Below are 16,685 nucleotides of genomic sequence, written 5' to 3' on the forward strand. Positions count from 1 at the left end.
CATACCTGTCTCTTGGCGTCCCGCGGGCGCGCCGCAGCAACAAGGGTGCCCGGTCGCCGCAAGGCGCCCGGACCATTCCGATCAAGGGATCAGGCGTGTTTTGGGGGTTTCTTGGCGCGCTCGGGTTCCGCCTGAGTCAGCCGGTCCTCGATGGACAGCAGGTAGCTGGCGGGCAGAATCTGCGCCTCCGGCCGGATCGCGCGGAAATCGGGCCCTTCGGAGAAACAGCAGACCGTCATCGTGCAGGCCGCATGGCCTTTCTGCATCGGCGCATCCGTCTCGTCCATCGTCGGACAATCTCTGGCGGACGGGCCTGCGTGGTCCATCATGTGCGCGGGCTCAGCCGTTGCCGCCGCCGCACCGGCGGCGCCCATGCCAAACGAGCCCATGACGAACATCGCCATGAGCACGACCATCAGGCATTTGGCAAGAGCGGCCCGCAACTGTCTCATGACGCCAGAAAATACCGGGCTTTCCACGACTGTCCAGTCAAACCACCCACAAAGCAAAGATCGCCACCCCAATTTTTCGTGATCTGAAGGATTCCGACCGTTGCTTTGCGATTTTTTTCGTCCGGCCTTGACCCTCCAGTGACTGGAAACCTTACATAAGCTGCCAGGGACAAGGAGACAGCCATGACCGGGCATGCAAACCACGATCACCCCCATCATCACCACGATCACGGCAACGATGGTCCCGCCGGGGCCGATACCGCAACGGACCCGGTCTGCGGAATGACCGTCCAGGTCACCGACAAGACCCGCACCGAAAATTATGATGGGCAAAGCTTCCATTTCTGCTCCGACGGTTGCCAGGAGAAGTTCAGCAACGATCCCTATTTCTATGCGTCCGGCAACGCCAAAAAGGCCAAGGGCAATGTGGCGCAAGGCACGCAATGGACCTGCCCGATGCATCCCGAAATCATCCGCGACGAACCCGGGGCCTGCCCGATCTGCGGCATGGCGCTCGAGCCGATGGTGCCCAGCGACGAGCCCAGCGAGGAACTGAACGACTTTACCCGCCGCCTCTGGGTCAGTGCCGCGGCGGCGGTGCCCCTCATGGTGCTGACGATGGGGGAAATGGTCGGCCTCAACCTGCGAGACTGGCTGGGTCACCAACTTTCGGTCTACATCGAATTCGCGCTGGCCACGCCGATTGTCTTCTGGGCCGCTCAGCCTTTCTTCAAACGCGGAGTCGACTCAATCCGAAACCTGTCTCCCAATATGTGGACGCTGATTTCGCTGGGCGTGGGCGCGGCCTACCTCTACTCGCTTTTCGCCACCTTCGCGCCGGGGATCTTTCCGCAGGAATACCGCATGGGCGCCGGCGTCGGAACCTATTACGAAGCGGCGGTGGTCATCGTCACGCTGATCTTCGTGGGGCAGGTTCTGGAACTGCGCGCCCGTGAGCGCACAGGCGACGCGATCCGGGCATTGATGGATCTTGCACCCAAGACCGCCCGTCGCATCCTGCCGGACGGTTCGGAATACGACGCGCCGCTGGAAAACGTGGTCGAGGGCGACATGCTTCGCGTACGTCCCGGTGACAGCGTGCCGGTCGATGCCGAGGTGACCGAGGGGCACTCCTCGGTCGATGAAAGCATGATCACGGGTGAGCCGGTGCCGGTGGAAAAGACCGAGGGCGATCGCGTCACCGGCGGCACGATCAACAAGAACGGAACCCTTGCGATCCGGGCCACGCAGGTGGGCGCCGATACCGTGCTGGCGCAGATCGTCGACATGGTCGCGGGCGCGCGGCGCTCCAAGGCGCCAATCCAGGGCCTTGCCGACAATGTGTCGGAGATCTTCGTGCCGACAGTCGTGGCCGTCGCCGTGATCGCTTTCGGCACCTGGCTGGCGGTAGGGCCGGACCCGGCGCTGGCCTTCGCCATCGTCTCGGCGGTTTCGGTGCTGATCATCGCCTGTCCCTGCGCGCTGGGTCTCGCCACCCCGATCTCGATCACCACCGCCGCCGGACGCGGGGCACAGGCCGGCGTTCTAATCAAGGATGCGCAGGCGCTCGAACGCATGTCCAAGGTCGATACGCTCATCGTCGACAAGACCGGCACCCTGACCGAGGGGCGACCGCGCCTGACCGACGTAGTCACCCTGTCGGATCGCAACGAGGAAGACGTGCTGGCCGTCGCCGCCGCGCTGGAGATGGGCTCCGAGCACCCGTTGGCGGAGGCCATCGTGTCCGGCGCGCGAGACCGTGGGCTGAAGCCCGCACGGGCCAGCGATTTCGAGGCTATCACCGGCAAGGGCGTTAGGGGCCGGGTCGATGAAAGCGAGGTGGCGCTCGGCAATCCGGCGATGATGGAAAGCCTTGGCGTAGATACAAGCGGCGCCGAAGAAACGGCAGACACACTCCGCGCCGAGGGCAAGACCGCGATGTTCATCGCCATCGGCGGCACCCTGGCAGGGATCGTCGCCGTGGCCGACCCGATCAAGGACACCACCGAAGCCGCGATCCGCGATCTGCACGCCCAAGGTTTGCGGGTGATCATGGCAACGGGCGACAACCAGCGCACCGCCGAGGCGGTGGCTGCCAAGCTGGGTATCGACGACGTCCGCGCGGGTGCCTTGCCGGAGGACAAGAAAGCGCTGGTAGATGAGCTTCACGCTGCGGGCGCACTGGTCGCCATGGCAGGGGACGGCGTGAACGATGCACCCGCTCTGGCGGCGGCGGATGTGGGCATCGCGATGGGCACAGGCGCCGACGTGGCGGTGGAAAGCGCCGGCATAACGCTGTTGTCGGGGGATCTGACGGGGATCGTCCGAGCGCGCAAGCTGGCCCGCGCCACCTTGCGCAACATCAAGCAGAATCTGTTCTTTGCCTTCGTTTACAACGCCGCCGGCGTACCGGTCGCGGCGGGTATCCTATACCCGGTCTTCGGCCTCCTGCTCTCGCCGATGATCGCGGCGGCGGCGATGTCCCTGTCGTCCGTCTCGGTGATCGGCAATGCGCTTCGGTTGCGCGGGGTAAGGCTCTGACCAACACTCCGTAAGCCGAGCGGGGCACGGCCTGCCGGCGACAGATCCGGCAGGTCTGATATTCTATCATAACGGCGTCAGTTGATTCCGTTGGCCTGCTGAACCTCGCGGATATAGGCGACGATCGCGTCCACGTCGCCGCGGGTCAGGCCCTCTTGCGCCGGCATGTTGCCGAATTTCCAGTGATGCGCGCGCACCCCGTTCTGCACCGCCAGGTGAAATGCCATGTCGCTGTGATGCGAAGGCTCATAGACCTTGTGAATCAACGGCGGTCCATTGCCTATCCTCCCGGCGGCGTTCGTGCCGTGGCACTCGGCACATGCGGAGTCAAAGGCGGTCTGGCCCAATTGCGCGGTCTGCGACAGTGTCTGGGGCAAAGCGACCTCCACCATGGCCGCGCCCTGCGCCGGGACGACCCCGGTGCCGGAGGTGGTCTCGCCTCCGCCGGTGTTCGTGAAATAGACCGCGGCGGCCCCGACAAGTGCCGCCACCGCGCCGATGATAAGCGTTCTGTTCATGGTCATTCCTTTCCGGACGCTGTCCCGTTCGGGGCCGCGTCAGTTATCCGTGGGTGGGTCTTCATCCAGCAGGTAAGCGGCCATAGCTTCACGGTCGGCTTGAGACAGCCAAGCGGTTCCGTCGCGCACGACCTCGCCCATGCCAGTGCCGAATGTGTCGCCATCCGGCATCACGCCCGACTTCAGCCCGAAGGCCAGCGAGGACACGGTCCAGCCTGACTCGCGCAGGCCACCGGGTCGGATCGGCGGGGCCTTGCCTCCGTCCGGCAGGTCGTCGCTCCCAGAGAGATATTGCTCAGGTCGCCGCCCGCCCAGAAAGTTGCGGTCGGTATGGCACGCGCCGCAATGGGCCAGCCCGTTGACCAGCCACCGTCCCCGGTTCCAGGCGTCGGACCTGTCAGGATCCGCCGCCGTCGCCGGGCCCTTGGCATAGGCTGCCCGCCACAACTTCAGGCCGAAGCGCAGGTTGAACGGGAAGGCGATCTCGTTCCCGCCCGCCGTCACCTCCTGCGGTCCCACCCCCTGGAACGCCGCCCAGAGGTCGGCGATGTCCTGGTCGCTCAGATCGCCGTAGAAGGCATAGGGAAAGGCCGGGTAGTAGGGATCCCCGTCCGGGGCCACGCCCTGCCGCACGGCGCGGGCGAAATCGTCGATTGTCCACGCGCCGATACCTGCGGTGTCATGCGGGGTGATGTTGGGCGGCACGAACCGGCCAAAGCCGGTTTCGATGGGCGCCCCGCCGGTCAGGGCCGGACGGCCCGAGCCGGCATCGGAATGGCAGGCAATGCAGCCCCCGGCCCGGGCGAGGTAGGCGCCCCTTTGCGCGTCACCTTCGCGCTCGGTCAGGTCGGGCGCTTCACCGATCGGCCAGACGGCCAGCGACGCACCGCCCAGCCCCGCCAGCGCGGCGAGGCCGATTAGAACACGAAAACTGCGGTACATGGTCAGTCGTCGTCCTGCCGATAGCGATCATGACAGGCCGAACAAGTTTGCGTCACCATCATGAAGGCCCCATCGGTGGGCATCTGGCCGATACGCTCGGCGGTCATCCCCTCGGGCATGGCGCCGTCGCCCATCATCATGCCGCCCCCCATCATGCCGGAGCTATCCCCCATCATGTTGCCGCCCATCATCCCGGACTGGCCGCCCATCATGTGGCCGTCGCCATGCAGCCCGTTGCCCGCAGCAAGGGCAAGCCCCTGCGCCGCCTTTTCCAGTTGGGTTGCGAGGGTGCTGAAGCGGTCCCATTCCTCACAGGTGCGCGGCAGGGTTTCGGACGGATGCTCGGTCGAACCCTCCGGGAACTTGCCGGTCATGGCCTTGCCCGCCTCGGCGGCGATGACCTGCGCGGCCTCTCGCACAGCGGCTTCATCATAGCCGACCTCGCCGGACATCATCGGCTTTATGCGCTTGATCGCGTCACCCATGGATTTCATCGCGTCCATACGCTCCTTGACCACGCCGGTGGCGCCCGAGTGCGCGAATGCCGCGGCGGAAAGGCTCGCGATGGCGGCCCCGCCAAGTACCAATTGTCTGAATGTCATTCCTGATTTCCCTTTTCCGATAGAGTTCACCCCGAGGGGCAGATGTCCATCGGTCAGGCTCGCGGTGGGGGAGGATCAGTTGCCGAGGAGAGGGAGGCGTGTCGATACACGGCCATGTCGCGTCGCAACATAGTGAGAGGACCTTCCAGCGGCCCTGTGGCCGGGCTGAACTGAACAAATTGCACGACACAGGTGCCGGCCTTGTGACAACAGGTGTCGACCGTTGTCATATCTTCGCCCGTCGCATGGGGCTCAGACGCCGCGGCGGGCTCGTGCATCCGATCCGGATGCGCGGACGCAGGCGCGGTCGTTGCTACAAGAACGCCAACAAAGGCGATCGTCAGCCATCCGGCCAATAGCGCCATGCGATATGCAGCAACTCTCATATCGAAATCATGTCTTTCGATCGCATGGGTTGTCAATACGCAGCCGACCGATAGCGGCGGTCACCAGCTCGCGTCTGGCATCATCCGTGCGCGAACCTCTTCATCGACATTAGTGGCTGGGCTGCTCGTGCATGGCTTTTTCAACGTGTTTGCCGGATCGGTCATCGAGAACCCCGCGCCATGGATGTGGGGACCGTTCTGTTTTGGGATCGACGGTGTTCTGGCGCTGGCGCTGATCGCGATGTTCTGCCGCGGCGAGCCCCAGTGAAGCTCTATCTTGACGCCTTCTGCAACAGACCGATCAGCTCGTCAAACTTCGCGCGCTGCTCTTCCGGGTCGCCGCTGGCGATCGCGGACTCGACACAATGCGCGGCATGGTTCTCCAGAACCAGTCTCTCGACCCCCAGCACGGCCGACCGGATCGCAGCCGTCTGTGCCAGGATGTCCATGCAATAGCGGTCGTTCTCGACCATCTGGGCGATACCGCGGACCTGTCCCTCGAGCCGTGACAGGCGGTCCAGTGTCTTTTGCTTGTTGGCCTTCATGTGCCGGTGCTCCCGTTCCTGGAACAAACGTCCAATGCGTCCGTTATACCCCATATGGGTATATTGAGGAGACAGACAATGGCACGGCCGGACCACCCCACTACGACTTCAAGCTCCGCGCACCCCGATAGGGCTGAAGAAAAAAGCAGTGGATACGGCCGGTTCCTGGCGATGATCGGCACCTCGACCGTTGTGATGTATGGCCTGATGTATCTTAATACCTTTGCCCTCGATCACGTCTTCTTCTCGCAGACGCGGATGTGGATGGCGCTCTACATGGGCGGAACGATGGCCGTGATCATGCTGTCATTCATGCTGGGCATGTATTCCAACCGGAAGACGAATATCACTATCTTCATCGGCGCGGCGATTGCCGTTGCGGCGGGTGTCTACCTTGTCCGATCGCAGGATACGGTGGGCGATGTCGCCTGGATGAAGGCGATGATCCCGCACCACTCTATCGCGATCCTGACCAGCGAGCGCGCCGACCTGTCCGACCCGCGGGTCCAGGCGCTGGCCGAGGCGATCGTCGAGGTGCAGCGCAACGAGATCGCCGAAATGAAAAACTACATCGCCGACATCTCGGAGAACGGCGACGCCGCACCGGGGACCGAACGCAACAAGGTGGAATGACATGACGACGACGGAGATGATCGATGGTCCGGACACCGCACGAGACAAAAGCAAAGGAGCAGAAAAGACCGCATCCCTGTACCGTATGGCGATGCCGGGGCATCTCTGCCCGTTCGGCCTCAAGTCGCTGTCGATGCTGCAACGCAAGGGCTACAAGGTCGATGACAATCTGTTGACGTCGCGCGACGACGTTGATGCCTTCCTGCAGGCCCACGACGTCGAGACGACCCCCCAGACCTTCATCGACGGGGACCGGATCGGGGGCTACACGGAGTTGAAAAAGCACTTCGGCTACCGCGTCCTCGGCGACGATGACACGACCTATACGCCTGTCATTGCGATCTTCGCCAGCACGGCGCTCATGGCGCTGGCGATCGTTTTGAACCTTTACGACGGGTTCCCTGTGCTGACATGGCTCAAATGGTTCTTCGCCACGTCCATGGTCGCGCTTGCGATCCAGAAATTGCAGGATGTCGGGGGCTTCGTGAACGGCTTCCTCGGCTACGACCTGCTTGCCCAGAGATACGTCCCCTACGGATATGCCTATCCGTTTGCAGAGCTTTACGCAGGTCTCGGCATGATGGGCCTGATCGGTACCGGAAGCACACTGATCTGGCTCGTGGCACCGGTTGGCATTTTCATCGGGTCGATCGGTGGATGGAGCGTCTTCAAGGCCGTTTACATCGACAAACGCGAATTGACCTGCGCCTGCGTTGGCGGCGGATCGAACGTGCCCTTGGGGTTCATCTCTCTGACGGAGAACATGGTGATGCTGGGTATGGGCATTTGGATGCTTGCCGAACAGATCTTGAGGTAGCGAAGATTTGGAGTAACTACCTTTGAAGCATGACGCATCAACAGTATTTGGCCCTACCATCCGGAACTTTTGCGGAATAAGATACTACAGCCAGAACTAAAGACAGCTCTTGGAAACGCGTTTTAATCAGCCCGGACGCCCGCAATGGGTCGCGCGAAGACATGCGCCACTGATAGGACGTGAAATGTTTGTGCGGACAACGGGCTTTCTCCACACCCGCAACAACGTTGGCTTTGCCCGACGCACACTGCGTTCGGCGTGCGCCGGACATTTGCTTATTCGTCCCGGACGATGGCGCTGTAGTCGCCGCGCAGTTGAAGCGTCACGGTGACCGCCTCATCGTCGCGATTTCGCCAGAACCAGCCGTGGTTCCCGGCGAAAGGCGTCTCGAAGCTCCCCTCGCCCGAGGTTTTGCCGCGCCCTTTTTCATAGGTCACGTCCTGACCATCCGCATGGGCGTGAAGATCGAAATTGATCCTACCCCCCTCGGAACTCCACTCGTAGAACAGGGTTGCCCCCTCATCCATCGTCGCCTTGATCTCGGTGTATTCACCTGGGGAGAGGGTAAAGGTGATCTGATCCTGCCAGGCTTCCTGGGCATGGGCCGTGCCGACGAAGAGACCGAGAACATCGTTCATAAGCGAAGAGGAGTCCTCTCCGTGTGTCTCTGCATCCGCTGCGGCTTCTGCCGCAAGCTGTTGCTTGATTTCGCCCATTTCAGTCAGCCCGAGAAAGCCACCGACGCCAGTGGGGTCTTTCCCGAGTTCTGCGGGCATGTAGACCATGACGCTGATGGCCGCCGCCCCGATACCGGCAATGATCGATGAACGGCGAAGCTGTGCCTTGGTCGGCAGGTCTTCGAGATTGGGTTTGGGTGCGTTGTGCATGAAATATCTCCTATTCTTATGTGCTGGCGATGTACCCGGCGATCTGCTGATACGTCAGCAGTATGCCCAGACCAGCCATGATGATGTTGGCAAAGGTGGCTTGACGCATGAAGTTGGGGCTGCGCCGCCAAAAGCCCATGACGATCAGGATCACGAAGAGCGCCAGAAGCTGGCCCACCTCGACGCCTACGTTGAACGACAGAAGGTTAGCCAGAAGCCCATCCTCGGCGATGTTGTATTCCAGAATTTTCGAGGCCAGACCGGTGCCGTGAAACAGGCCGAAGATCAACGTGGCGGCCTTGGTGTCGGGCTGGAAACCCAGCCACTTCTGGAATGTGCCGAGGTTATCGAGTGCCTTGTAGACCACCGACAGACCGATGATGGCGTCGATAATGTAGGCGTTGATGCCCCAGCCGAACCACACGCCCAGAAGCATGGTCACGGAATGGCCAACAGCGAAGAGGCTGACGTAAATCGCCACGTCCTTCATATGATAGAGGAAGAAGACGACGCCCAGAAGAAACAGGATGTGGTCATATCCCGTAATCATGTGCTTGGCCCCCAGGTAGAGGAAGGGGATGATGTTCACCCCCCAGATCTCCTGAATATACCCCGCGTCACCGGGAGTGACGTCATGGGCCAAGGCTGTGCCGGGGATCAGCACCAGTGCGAAAAGGGCAATAAGTGCCTGCGGCACGAATGCGCCCCTGCTGCCCCTTGAGAGAGTTTTCATAGAGAGACTCCGCTTTTCTTTGAAATGATCGGTGATGCGCAAATTTGCGCGGGACCGATCAAGCGCGCGGAGGTCGGTCTATGCGGAACTTTCGGTTCGGTCCGGTCTGCGCCACGGAAGGACGCCAGACCTTGTTCGTTTCGGGTGCGGGATCGGCGCTCCGGCCTGCCAGCAAGAAAGCCGGGTTGTGGTCGTGATCGGCTGTGTCGTGGCTATGTCCGTGCATGGCCCAATACAGGTCTTCCTCGAACCCATGCGAATGGCCGTGGTCCTCAACCATTTCCAGATGATCCTGAATCGTCTCGAAAACTGCCGGTGCATGTGTGAAAGCCGGAACCGCGGACCATACGACCAAAGCCAAGCACAAGAGTGCCGCTAAGACGCTTCTGACGCTTTCCCGCATATCTAACATATGTCGTACCTGCTCGAAGCCGCCGCTTTTCGACGCTTTCCCGTAGATATCGCCGAAACGATACGGCTACAAGCTGTCTTCCACGGACGGCAGTCGACTGCCGAAACGCAGGGATGACATTATGCAAACCGCAGCATAATGCTGTCAGGGCTCGAAGCCGCCGTTAGCAGCGATTATCTCGAAGGTCCGGTAAGGGCCGTTCTCGACGGTCCCAAAGTCAGGGCGGGGAGTTGTCGTTCGCTGCGGGATCGACGAGCGGCTGCTATGGGGACGACAATCGAGATGCCGCTCTGGGGCGTTATGGGCTTGTCCTGCGCGCAGCCCACCAGTCGCCTGGCGTAGACGCCGTTGGCGACAACGCACTCGACGAGGAGGGAAAGGCATGGCGAGCGGGCGCGACTTTGGGGGCGGAGCGCACGTCGCGCAGTTCACGATTATCCACCTCAACCGATGGGCGCGGCTGAGAGCAGTCGCTTCGGGCTCAGTAGTAGAGCGGGAACATGTAGTTGAATACGAGGTCCCACTTGTCGAACGCCAGCTTGTTGTTGCGGTCATCCTCCGCGAGGCCAGCTTCCGTCGTCCGTTTGAGAGCATTCCGCGCCTTCGACAAGGCGTCAGTCCTTGCGGCCTCTCCACTAACTCCAGAGATCGTCTGCGACTTAAACCGCGGATCTTCGATCGGCAGTAGGCTGGAGTTGACCAGTCTCTCGAATACTCGCCGCAGATCGATGGAGTAGACGATGACCTCTTCGCCAAGGCACGCAGCTACGGTGGTCATCTCCAAGTAAAATGACTTTACCGGAACGTTCCTGTAATACTTCCACGCCTTTACGAGGCGGATCAGGCGACGCAGTTTTCCGCCGAGACGTCGATCCTCTGACAGAACAAGGGCGTTGTGGGATTCTGTCGCACTGAACATCCAGCTGTCGTTTCTGTCCGGCATGTCAAATTGCCGGTAACCGAGCGCGGTCGTGCCAACGTGGTCGACAGGAATAACTTCCGTATGCTCTGAGCCGTCGACCCCGAACGGCAACTGCACGCCGGGGCCGTTGACCCGGATGTTTGGTGTCGTCGAGAAGCGTGTGCGAAGCGCCGCTGCCATGGCTTGGAGCGTGTCCCCAGACTTCTGTTTTAAGTTCTGCCTCGGAATGACGGCGAAGTAGTCCACGTCGCTGTAGCAGGCAACGTTGGTTCCGTTGCCGAACGACCCGCTACGGAAAAACGACGTCATTCCGAAGTTCGCTCGCAAGCACGCCTCGATGCTCGCGCGGTGGCTGGCGGCCGCCTTCGTTTCAATGGCGGTGTGCTTCAGGGTGTTCGCAAACTGATCGAAAGCCTTGGACACGTCGGTTACCATCAGGCACCTCCGCCGATCTGGTCGGTCCGTTTTGCCCATGCGGCTGAAATGTTCCGCTTCCTGACCCCGTAGACCCAAGGCAAAGGCATAGGTCCGCTCTCCACTGTCGAATTATAGTCGGACAAGATGTTCGCCAGATCGGGATCGGGCAGTCCGCTCGCCTTCGCGGTTTCGAGGCGCTCCATGATCGACCCAAGACGCAAGGAGGCGGAGTAGTAGTCATAGATCGCGCTGACACCTTCAGCGCTGATGAGGCCGGCGAAAAAAACGAATGCCGCCTTCATGATCGCGGATAAGGCCGAGGGGTCGTCGCCACGAACATGAACCGCAACGGTTGCCACTGCGGTAAGTGCCAGAACCACGAGTAGGGCGAGCCTGATATGGCCGCTCCACTTGAGCGTGTCCTTCGTCCAAAACGCCGACTCCATAATGTTCTCCGCGAGGCGAAGCGGTCCTGGACCTGCCGTACTCGCGAAGTATCCGTCCTCTGCCTTCGCCGCCGCTCGCCTCTCCGACGACCAGCACGCCTCGCGCACAGCCGAAAGTTCGTGGCTCGATAGCTTCGTGCCGAGCCCTGTCATGACGAGCGTTGCTCGCCGCGCAGCCTCGGCGTTCGCGCGGATCTTTGAACTGGCCCACGACAGAATCGCCCAAACGGCTGCCGTGAGGAAGCACGCGGCGGCGAGCCAGTAGAGCGAAGGCTCGTCCTCGACGACCGAAGCCGCCATTCCCAACAAGACCGCGGCAGTCTGAACGATCGCTTTCGCAATGCGATAGCGGTCCGCAAGGTCGAATTCGGCGCGCTGATAACCAATCAGTTCGTCAACTACATTCTTGTGAAACCCTTGAAACTATCTGTCTGATAACAGATGCTTGACCCTTTGGGCCATTTCAAGAGGTGCCGCGTCGCCATGCGCGACACCTTCCAAGAGATCGTCGAGGCGCCGCGGGCCGATCTCGATGCTTGGCTCGTCCATTACAAAACCGAGCGGCGCCATATCTGATAATGCAGGCCGAAGACCAGTCGAAACCGTCATGTCTTTCTTCAGTCAACGAGGTGAATTGAACAACTTTAGGACAACGGAATGCCAGTCCCATGAGCTATGTGGACGAGAAGCAGACATTCGATTTGAATCAGCCGCCCGACGGTTTTGGGCCGGCCGTGACCGACCGGCCCGTATCGTTCAGATCTCCACTGCCTCCGCGATTGCGAGCGCATCTTCAAGCTCAACCCCGAGATAGCGGAGGGAAGGGCGTCGGCAATTTCGGTAGGGTTCAATTCAAAGCGATCTCAAACGGTATCGCTTTCAAATTAGGCGCTTTTTATCGCGATCTTAAATAGGGGATTTCAAAAGACCCGTTGCGATCTTAATTCCAAAGCGGCTTGGGCTCTTGGTGCATGGATGTCAAAGACGATCTCTATCACCGATGTGCGCAGCCACTTTCGCCAGCAGTTCTTCCGGGTTGGCTTGGATCGCTCGCGTGAGTATCAGAAACTCAATGACGTCGATCCTTCGTTGCCCGCTTTCGATACGAGCGATGAGTGACTGATGGCAGTCAAGTTTTTCAGCGAGATCAGACTGCAAAAGCCCAGCCCGCTTGCGGGCTTCGACTAACTCCAGACACAAAACGGTCTGGCTTTGGCTGCTGATAGTTTTCGACAACGATTCCAACGTCCCTTGACATCGGATCCTCGTAATCTGAAAAATGGAGTATCTAAAATTTGGATAATTGCCATGAACTCTCGGGACGAACACTCAGCATCGCAGAACTTCTTGGTAGAGGCCGTCATAGCGAGTCGAAGGGGCCGTGATGAAGCGCTGAGGGCAGAATTCCAGTCAGACCATCTCGCATCGGCGGCCCAAAAAGTCTTGGATCATCCGTATCTGCTGCCCTTGGCCGAGATCATGATCAATGGCGCTACTTCGTTGCGAGGGGCGCGGCTTTCGGTCGAACAGTTTGCGGTAGCGACTAAAGAAGTGTTCCTTGATACGCCACTTTTTTTTCGGTGCCCGATCGAGGTCTTAGAGATCACACACATCACCAAGAACGAGTTTGCTGAGAAAGTCAAAGACAGTCAGAACGCTGATGTTTGGCCTTTGTTCGAAACCGCGATCACTCAGTATCTTTGTATCGACGATGGCAACGGGTTTTGCGTTACTGAAAGAGTCCTGCGGCAGGCGGTTCTGATGGAAGATTTCGAGACCTTATCAAGGATTGTCGCCCCTACTTCTGGCAGCTCTCCTTTCTCAGAAGAAGCCAGGTTGAACTTGTCTCGGAACACAAGCGGGCAAACGGGATGCTTCATTCCATCACCGCCGGGGTCATTTCGTCGAGCTCAAATTGTGGATCTTACGAAACTCTGAAATCGTTTGGGGCCGAGCGTTCATTGACGAGCTTTGCATCTTCCCGCGCTACAGAATAGCTTCTCGTTTTTTTACTGGGATCGTCCCTCAACATACTCGGGCGCCGGGGGTAAGCGAGAATCTTGCCTGACGTGTCACGATGGACAGCTTGCCGCGCTCCGTGAAAGATTTGGGCCGCCCGTTTGGGAGCCGGGCTTGAATGACAATCCCAAATTACGATGAAGGAGCTTGAGCTCTCCGAACGAGTAAGTAGCCCAATGCGGCTTCGCTATTTGGGGGCTGCACCGCATCGGGCTACTTACTCGTTCTATGCTGCGCAATAGTGCTAAGACCTCAAAGAACTTTGTAAGTTGGAAAGGAATCACTGGATGGCGAAACAGGCTGTAAAAAAGAGCCGTGGTGCTCCGAAGTGTTGTTCAACAATAGCAGAATTGATAAGTTTGATGGTGACCGGAAAACCGTTCAACATCGCCTCCTACGCGCTGCTGCTGCACATGCTGGCGCATGTCACGGGCTACGAGCCGGGCGATTTCGTGCACAGCTTCGGCGACGCGCATATCTATTCCAACCATGTGGACCAAGTAAAACTGCAACTCTCCCGCACGCCCAAGCCGCTGCCGACGCTGCGGATTACCCGGGACGTCAAATCGATCTTCGACTTCCGCTATGAGGATTTCGAGATTACCTGCTACGATCCCGACCCGCATATTTCCGCGCCGGTGGCGGTCTGATGATCTCGCTGGTGGTGGCGACCGACCGCAACCGCGCCATCGGGCGGCAGGGGGGCATTCCGTGGCACATCCCCGCCGATCTCAAGTTCTTTTCGCGCGAAACCACCGGCACCGCCTGCATCATGGGCCGTCGCACGTGGGAAAGCCTGCCCGAACGCTTCCGCCCCCTGCCGAACCGGCTGAACCTGGTGGTCTCCTCAGGCAGCCCCGAGGGCGCCGAGCATGTGCATGCTTCCATCGACAGCGCCATCGCCGCCGCCCATGCCGCCGGCTATGCCCATATCTGCGGCATCGGCGGGGCGGGGATCTATGAGAGTCTCTTGCCCCGCGCCGACCGGCTGGTGATCACCGAGGTCGATCTGGCCGTAGAGGACGCCGACACGTGGTTCCCGGAGTATGATGCGACGGAGTGGGAGGAAACGACCCGCTTCGTGCTTCAGAAAGCAGACCCGCGCTGCGAGGTCGTCGAACTCCTGCGCAAACGCTGATCCAACGGCCCGCCCGGCTCTGCCGGGCCGCGCCCGACCTCCCCGCGGAGGGCGCGATGGCGATGTCCTTCGCAGTATGCGCGGCGTGCATTCTTTACAGGAGCACATTGATCATCCCGACCAAAGCGCCCTCCAGGTCGGTCGCGTCCCGCCACAGCCTTTGTCCACGCAACTACACCACTTGTTGCCACTTTAGAAATTGACACATCCCCGCCATCGCGTACCATATCTGGTATCCGTGGGACGGGCTGAAAAATTCATAGAGAACGAGGACCTTATGCGCATTTTTAATACCATCGTGGCCGCCCTGGCCGTGACCGCCATTGCCGGGCCGGCGCTCGCCGAGGCCAAGATATACCCCTATCATTCCAAGGAAAACTATTGCCCCTACGGCCTGCAACCGATCACCATTTCCGGTGTCATCTGCTGCGGTACCCCGAACCAGTCGCAAAGCTACAAACAGGTCATGCAGCACCCGGTACCGAAGAAAAAGCATTACGTCCACAAGGCGCGCCGTTCTTACAACTGCCCTGAGGGGCAGAAGGGCTGCTTCTGATCCGCAACCGACGGATCTGAGATTTTGGGCAAAGGGCGTACGCTGGCTACGCCCTTTTTGTTGCCTTATCAACTGCCCTGACATGAATAACGTATATCCAGCGTATATACGGGTACTATACGAACTGTCGTAAATCTGTTACATCCCAAGTGCAGTCAACGACAGGAGCAGCCCCATGTTCAGGCATATCACCGGCCTCGCGCTGATCGCCCTCGGCGCAACGCCCGCGGCGGCCACCAGCCCGATCGCGGACATTCTCTGCGAACCAAGCCATACGCTCGCGCAAAAGCTGTCGCGCCAGTTCGGCGTGACGCGCTTTGCCCGTGGCACGCAAGGCCCGGATCAGGTGATGGAGGTCTGGACGGATGAAAGCGGCGACTGGACGCTCGTGATGGCATACGCCACCGGCAAGTCCTGCATCGTCGCGATGGGGAAAAACTGGGATAAGGTTCAGGCCGAAAACCCGGCCTGAAAATCTGCTGCGTTGTGCGGGCCTGCGACGGTGTCAGACCGCCTTGAGGTTAACCGCCATGGGACGTCCGTCACGACCGTCCTGAAGCTCGTATTCGACCTTCTGATCGTCGGCCAGGCCGGTCATGCCGGATTGTTCCACCTGGCTGATATGCACAAAGACGTCCTTGCCGCCTTCTTCAGGGGCGATGAAGCCATAGCCCTTCGTCGTATTGAACCATTTCACGGTGCCGGTCGGCATTCCGCTTCTCCTTCTTGCCGTTGTCTTTCCCGGGCTGTGCCGGGCCGTGTCGCCAAGGGACCCGCATTCCCGCATGTCGGCCCAAAGGCCGCGGGACACAGGATCAAGACCACGTAAAACAAGATTGGGCGCATCACGTAAAAAGCAAGTGAAACACGCGGCACGGATGCTTAGGTAAGGGCCACCTGATGAAAACGTGAGTGGAGCAAAAAATGATCCTCTACGGGCTGAAAAATTGCGATACGTGCCGCAAGGCGCTGAAATCATTACCGAATGCCGAATTGCGCGATGTGCGTGCCGATGGCGTGCCCGCCGATGTCCTCGCCCGGGCGCATGGACAATTCGGCGCAGCCCTGCTCAACACCCGGTCCACCACCTGGCGCGGCCTCAGCGAGGCCGAGCGCGCGGGCGACCCGCTGGACCTGCTGGCCGCGCATCCCACGCTGATGAAACGCCCGTTGATCGACGATGGCGGCACGCTGTACCTCGGCTGGGGCAAGGACGTGCAGGCCGCGCTGGCCTGACAGACAAAGGAGACGAACCCATGCGCAACGCGGCACTTGTCCTGGGGATCATCGGCGGCTGCCTCGCCCTGATCGTGGGCTTCTTCAGTTTCGGCTATACCGAATTCATCCGCGAATACGGCGAAGTCGAGGGACTGGCTTCCGCGCTCGACCGCGAAGGGCTGGTGCGCACCGCCAGCTTCGTCTCGCCGCTCCTGGCGATTGCGGGCGCGGCCATGGCCAAGGCCCGGGCGCTCTGGGGCGGCATCCTGATGCTGATCTCGGCGGGGCTGATGACCTACACGTTCGGCATCGGCCCCTTCACGCTTTTTCCCATCGGCTTCGTGGGTCTGGCTGGTCTGCTTGCCATCGCCGCAGGCAAACCGGACGAACCCAAGGCGCATTTCTGAAACGCCCGCTTGAGGCCGACCCCGCGCCGGCCCCCGAGCCGGGGCCTTGTGCCGCAGGGCAGGAGGCCCCGGGTCAAGCCCGGGGCGGGTGATC

At 60.5% G+C, this 16,685-nt stretch carries 21 protein-coding genes and 2 pseudogenes; 12 read left to right on the forward strand and 11 right to left on the reverse strand.

Translation table 11 applies throughout. The annotated features are described in order from the left end of the window. Positions 1 to 89: 89 nt before the first annotated feature. Positions 90 to 452: a hypothetical protein gene (locus FIU86_RS06700; protein ID WP_152474367.1), complete on the reverse strand. Its 363-nt coding sequence runs from the start codon at positions 450 to 452 to the stop codon at positions 90 to 92. Between the two features lie 183 nt (positions 453 to 635). On the opposite strand from FIU86_RS06700, the gene FIU86_RS06705 reads away from it, so the two are divergent. Then, the gene (locus FIU86_RS06705) at positions 636 to 2,993 is read left to right on the forward strand and encodes a heavy metal translocating P-type ATPase (protein ID WP_152474368.1); all 2,358 of its coding nucleotides are present in this window, start codon (positions 636 to 638) and stop codon (positions 2,991 to 2,993) included. 77 nt (positions 2,994 to 3,070) lie between these two features. On the opposite strand, the gene FIU86_RS06710 is transcribed toward FIU86_RS06705, so the two are convergent. Genes FIU86_RS06710 through FIU86_RS06720 form a run of 3 tightly spaced genes read right to left on the reverse strand, consistent with a single transcriptional unit; the run spans position 3,071 to position 5,055 of the window. After that, positions 3,071 to 3,511, reverse strand: a complete 441-nt coding sequence (locus FIU86_RS06710) for a cytochrome c (protein ID WP_152474369.1) — start codon at positions 3,509 to 3,511, stop codon at positions 3,071 to 3,073. Between the two features lie 39 nt (positions 3,512 to 3,550). Then, positions 3,551 to 4,453 (reverse strand): cytochrome c, encoded by a 903-nt coding sequence (locus FIU86_RS06715; protein WP_152474370.1) that lies wholly within the window; start codon positions 4,451 to 4,453, stop codon positions 3,551 to 3,553. Between the two features lie 2 nt (positions 4,454 to 4,455). Beyond that, complete coding sequence (locus tag FIU86_RS06720; RefSeq protein ID WP_152474371.1) at positions 4,456 to 5,055, reverse strand: cytochrome c; 600 nt, start codon at positions 5,053 to 5,055, stop codon at positions 4,456 to 4,458. Positions 5,056 to 5,418: 363 nt separating this feature from the next. Here FIU86_RS06720 and FIU86_RS06725 point away from each other — a divergent pair, with 363 nt between their 5' ends. Further along, on the forward strand, positions 5,419 to 5,709 hold the full coding sequence (locus FIU86_RS06725; RefSeq protein ID WP_152474372.1) for a hypothetical protein: 291 nt from the start codon (positions 5,419 to 5,421) through the stop codon (positions 5,707 to 5,709). A gap of 4 nt (positions 5,710 to 5,713) precedes the next feature. Here the strand turns inward: FIU86_RS06725 and FIU86_RS06730 are convergent, their stop codons facing one another. After that, the gene (locus tag FIU86_RS06730; protein WP_302848761.1) at positions 5,714 to 5,986 is read right to left on the reverse strand and encodes a metal-sensitive transcriptional regulator; all 273 of its coding nucleotides are present in this window, start codon (positions 5,984 to 5,986) and stop codon (positions 5,714 to 5,716) included. A 171-nt stretch (positions 5,987 to 6,157) separates the two neighbouring features. On the opposite strand from FIU86_RS06730, the gene FIU86_RS06735 reads away from it, so the two are divergent. Then, positions 6,158 to 6,619 carry a DUF305 domain-containing protein gene (locus FIU86_RS06735; RefSeq protein WP_152476999.1) on the forward strand — a complete coding sequence of 154 codons (462 nt, stop codon included), beginning with the start codon at positions 6,158 to 6,160 and terminating at the stop codon, positions 6,617 to 6,619. A 1-nt stretch (position 6,620) separates the two neighbouring features. Next, positions 6,621 to 7,436, forward strand: coding sequence for a MauE/DoxX family redox-associated membrane protein (locus FIU86_RS06740; RefSeq protein ID WP_254703963.1), 816 nt, complete (start codon positions 6,621 to 6,623; stop codon positions 7,434 to 7,436). 275 nt (positions 7,437 to 7,711) lie between these two features. Here FIU86_RS06740 and FIU86_RS06745 read toward each other — a convergent pair whose 3' ends face one another. From FIU86_RS06745 to FIU86_RS06760, 4 genes are all read right to left on the reverse strand, one after another. After that, entirely contained in the window at positions 7,712 to 8,323 is a 612-nt protein-coding gene (locus FIU86_RS06745; RefSeq protein WP_152474373.1) for a transmembrane anchor protein, read from the reverse strand. Positions 8,324 to 8,339: 16 nt separating this feature from the next. Further along, positions 8,340 to 9,056 carry a HupE/UreJ family protein gene (locus FIU86_RS06750; protein ID WP_152474374.1) on the reverse strand — a complete coding sequence of 239 codons (717 nt, stop codon included), beginning with the start codon at positions 9,054 to 9,056 and terminating at the stop codon, positions 8,340 to 8,342. A gap of 893 nt (positions 9,057 to 9,949) precedes the next feature. Further along, a complete protein-coding gene (locus FIU86_RS06755) occupies positions 9,950 to 10,825 on the reverse strand; it encodes a nucleotidyltransferase (protein ID WP_152474375.1) in 876 nt (291 codons plus the stop codon). Further along, positions 10,825 to 11,553 (reverse strand): hypothetical protein, encoded by a 729-nt coding sequence (locus tag FIU86_RS06760; RefSeq protein ID WP_152474376.1) that lies wholly within the window; start codon positions 11,551 to 11,553, stop codon positions 10,825 to 10,827. Before FIU86_RS06760 ends, FIU86_RS06755 begins: the two co-directional genes overlap by 1 nt. Positions 11,554 to 11,727: 174 nt before the next feature. Here FIU86_RS06760 and FIU86_RS06765 point away from each other — a divergent pair. Then, a pseudogene (locus tag FIU86_RS06765) lies at positions 11,728 to 11,884 on the forward strand (IS481 family transposase); the annotation flags it as partial. Positions 11,885 to 12,231: 347 nt separating this feature from the next. Here the strand turns inward: FIU86_RS06765 and FIU86_RS06770 are convergent. Next, positions 12,232 to 12,489, reverse strand: coding sequence for a helix-turn-helix transcriptional regulator (locus FIU86_RS06770; RefSeq protein WP_152474377.1), 258 nt, complete (start codon positions 12,487 to 12,489; stop codon positions 12,232 to 12,234). 72 nt (positions 12,490 to 12,561) lie between these two features. On the opposite strand from FIU86_RS06770, the gene FIU86_RS06775 reads away from it, so the two are divergent. The 5 genes and pseudogenes from FIU86_RS06775 (at position 12,562) to FIU86_RS06795 (ending at position 15,438) form a co-directional block, all read left to right on the forward strand. Continuing rightward, positions 12,562 to 13,191 (forward strand): hypothetical protein, encoded by a 630-nt coding sequence (locus tag FIU86_RS06775; protein ID WP_152474378.1) that lies wholly within the window; start codon positions 12,562 to 12,564, stop codon positions 13,189 to 13,191. A 452-nt stretch (positions 13,192 to 13,643) separates the two neighbouring features. Further along, positions 13,644 to 13,922: pseudogene (gene thyA / locus FIU86_RS06780) on the forward strand (thymidylate synthase); the annotation flags it as partial. Further along, complete coding sequence (locus FIU86_RS06785) at positions 13,922 to 14,410, forward strand: dihydrofolate reductase (RefSeq protein WP_152474379.1); 489 nt, start codon at positions 13,922 to 13,924, stop codon at positions 14,408 to 14,410. The pseudogene thyA and the gene FIU86_RS06785, both read left to right, overlap by 1 nt. A 277-nt stretch (positions 14,411 to 14,687) precedes the next feature. Next, positions 14,688 to 14,966, forward strand: coding sequence for a hypothetical protein (locus FIU86_RS06790; RefSeq protein ID WP_254703964.1), 279 nt, complete (start codon positions 14,688 to 14,690; stop codon positions 14,964 to 14,966). A gap of 175 nt (positions 14,967 to 15,141) precedes the next feature. Further along, positions 15,142 to 15,438 (forward strand): hypothetical protein, encoded by a 297-nt coding sequence (locus FIU86_RS06795; protein WP_152474380.1) that lies wholly within the window; start codon positions 15,142 to 15,144, stop codon positions 15,436 to 15,438. 33 nt (positions 15,439 to 15,471) lie between these two features. On the opposite strand, the gene FIU86_RS06800 is transcribed toward FIU86_RS06795, so the two are convergent. Beyond that, positions 15,472 to 15,678, reverse strand: coding sequence for a cold-shock protein (locus tag FIU86_RS06800; RefSeq protein WP_152474381.1), 207 nt, complete (start codon positions 15,676 to 15,678; stop codon positions 15,472 to 15,474). A 212-nt stretch (positions 15,679 to 15,890) separates the two neighbouring features. Here FIU86_RS06800 and FIU86_RS06805 point away from each other — a divergent pair, with 212 nt between their 5' ends. Both FIU86_RS06805 and FIU86_RS06810 read left to right on the forward strand, forming a co-directional pair. After that, positions 15,891 to 16,202 (forward strand): arsenate reductase family protein, encoded by a 312-nt coding sequence (locus tag FIU86_RS06805; RefSeq protein WP_152474382.1) that lies wholly within the window; start codon positions 15,891 to 15,893, stop codon positions 16,200 to 16,202. A 20-nt stretch (positions 16,203 to 16,222) separates the two neighbouring features. Continuing rightward, positions 16,223 to 16,591 (forward strand): hypothetical protein, encoded by a 369-nt coding sequence (locus FIU86_RS06810; protein WP_152474383.1) that lies wholly within the window; start codon positions 16,223 to 16,225, stop codon positions 16,589 to 16,591. The last annotated feature ends 94 nt before the right edge of the window (positions 16,592 to 16,685 follow it).

This window comes from Roseovarius sp. THAF9, from assembly GCF_009363715.1.
Lineage (GTDB): Bacteria > Pseudomonadota > Alphaproteobacteria > Rhodobacterales > Rhodobacteraceae > Roseovarius.

What these genes read in the sequence shown, in the direction of transcription:
- FIU86_RS06750 (WP_152474374.1), bottom strand. Translation starts at nt 9,056, where the DNA reads ATGAAAACTCTCTCAAGGGGCAGCAGGGGCGCATTCGTGCCGCAGGCA.
- FIU86_RS06790 (WP_254703964.1), top strand. Translation starts at nt 14,688, where the DNA reads ATGCGCATTTTTAATACCATCGTGGCCGCCCTGGCCGTGACCGCCATT.
- FIU86_RS06705 (WP_152474368.1), top strand. Translation starts at nt 636, where the DNA reads ATGACCGGGCATGCAAACCACGATCACCCCCATCATCACCACGATCAC.
- FIU86_RS06760 (WP_152474376.1), bottom strand. Translation starts at nt 11,553, where the DNA reads ATGGCGGCTTCGGTCGTCGAGGACGAGCCTTCGCTCTACTGGCTCGCC.
- FIU86_RS06710 (WP_152474369.1), bottom strand. Translation starts at nt 3,511, where the DNA reads ATGAACAGAACGCTTATCATCGGCGCGGTGGCGGCACTTGTCGGGGCC.
- FIU86_RS06795 (WP_152474380.1), top strand. Translation starts at nt 15,142, where the DNA reads ATGTTCAGGCATATCACCGGCCTCGCGCTGATCGCCCTCGGCGCAACG.
- FIU86_RS06745 (WP_152474373.1), bottom strand. Translation starts at nt 8,323, where the DNA reads ATGCACAACGCACCCAAACCCAATCTCGAAGACCTGCCGACCAAGGCA.
- FIU86_RS06715 (WP_152474370.1), bottom strand. Translation starts at nt 4,453, where the DNA reads ATGTACCGCAGTTTTCGTGTTCTAATCGGCCTCGCCGCGCTGGCGGGG.
- FIU86_RS06755 (WP_152474375.1), bottom strand. Translation starts at nt 10,825, where the DNA reads ATGGTAACCGACGTGTCCAAGGCTTTCGATCAGTTTGCGAACACCCTG.
- FIU86_RS06785 (WP_152474379.1), top strand. Translation starts at nt 13,922, where the DNA reads ATGATCTCGCTGGTGGTGGCGACCGACCGCAACCGCGCCATCGGGCGG.
- FIU86_RS06720 (WP_152474371.1), bottom strand. Translation starts at nt 5,055, where the DNA reads ATGACATTCAGACAATTGGTACTTGGCGGGGCCGCCATCGCGAGCCTT.
- FIU86_RS06700 (WP_152474367.1), bottom strand. Translation starts at nt 452, where the DNA reads ATGAGACAGTTGCGGGCCGCTCTTGCCAAATGCCTGATGGTCGTGCTC.
- FIU86_RS06735 (WP_152476999.1), top strand. Translation starts at nt 6,158, where the DNA reads ATGATCGGCACCTCGACCGTTGTGATGTATGGCCTGATGTATCTTAAT.
- FIU86_RS06805 (WP_152474382.1), top strand. Translation starts at nt 15,891, where the DNA reads ATGATCCTCTACGGGCTGAAAAATTGCGATACGTGCCGCAAGGCGCTG.
- FIU86_RS06775 (WP_152474378.1), top strand. Translation starts at nt 12,562, where the DNA reads ATGAACTCTCGGGACGAACACTCAGCATCGCAGAACTTCTTGGTAGAG.
- FIU86_RS06810 (WP_152474383.1), top strand. Translation starts at nt 16,223, where the DNA reads ATGCGCAACGCGGCACTTGTCCTGGGGATCATCGGCGGCTGCCTCGCC.
- FIU86_RS06730 (WP_302848761.1), bottom strand. Translation starts at nt 5,986, where the DNA reads ATGAAGGCCAACAAGCAAAAGACACTGGACCGCCTGTCACGGCTCGAG.
- FIU86_RS06725 (WP_152474372.1), top strand. Translation starts at nt 5,419, where the DNA reads ATGCGATATGCAGCAACTCTCATATCGAAATCATGTCTTTCGATCGCA.
- FIU86_RS06740 (WP_254703963.1), top strand. Translation starts at nt 6,621, where the DNA reads ATGACGACGACGGAGATGATCGATGGTCCGGACACCGCACGAGACAAA.
- FIU86_RS06800 (WP_152474381.1), bottom strand. Translation starts at nt 15,678, where the DNA reads ATGCCGACCGGCACCGTGAAATGGTTCAATACGACGAAGGGCTATGGC.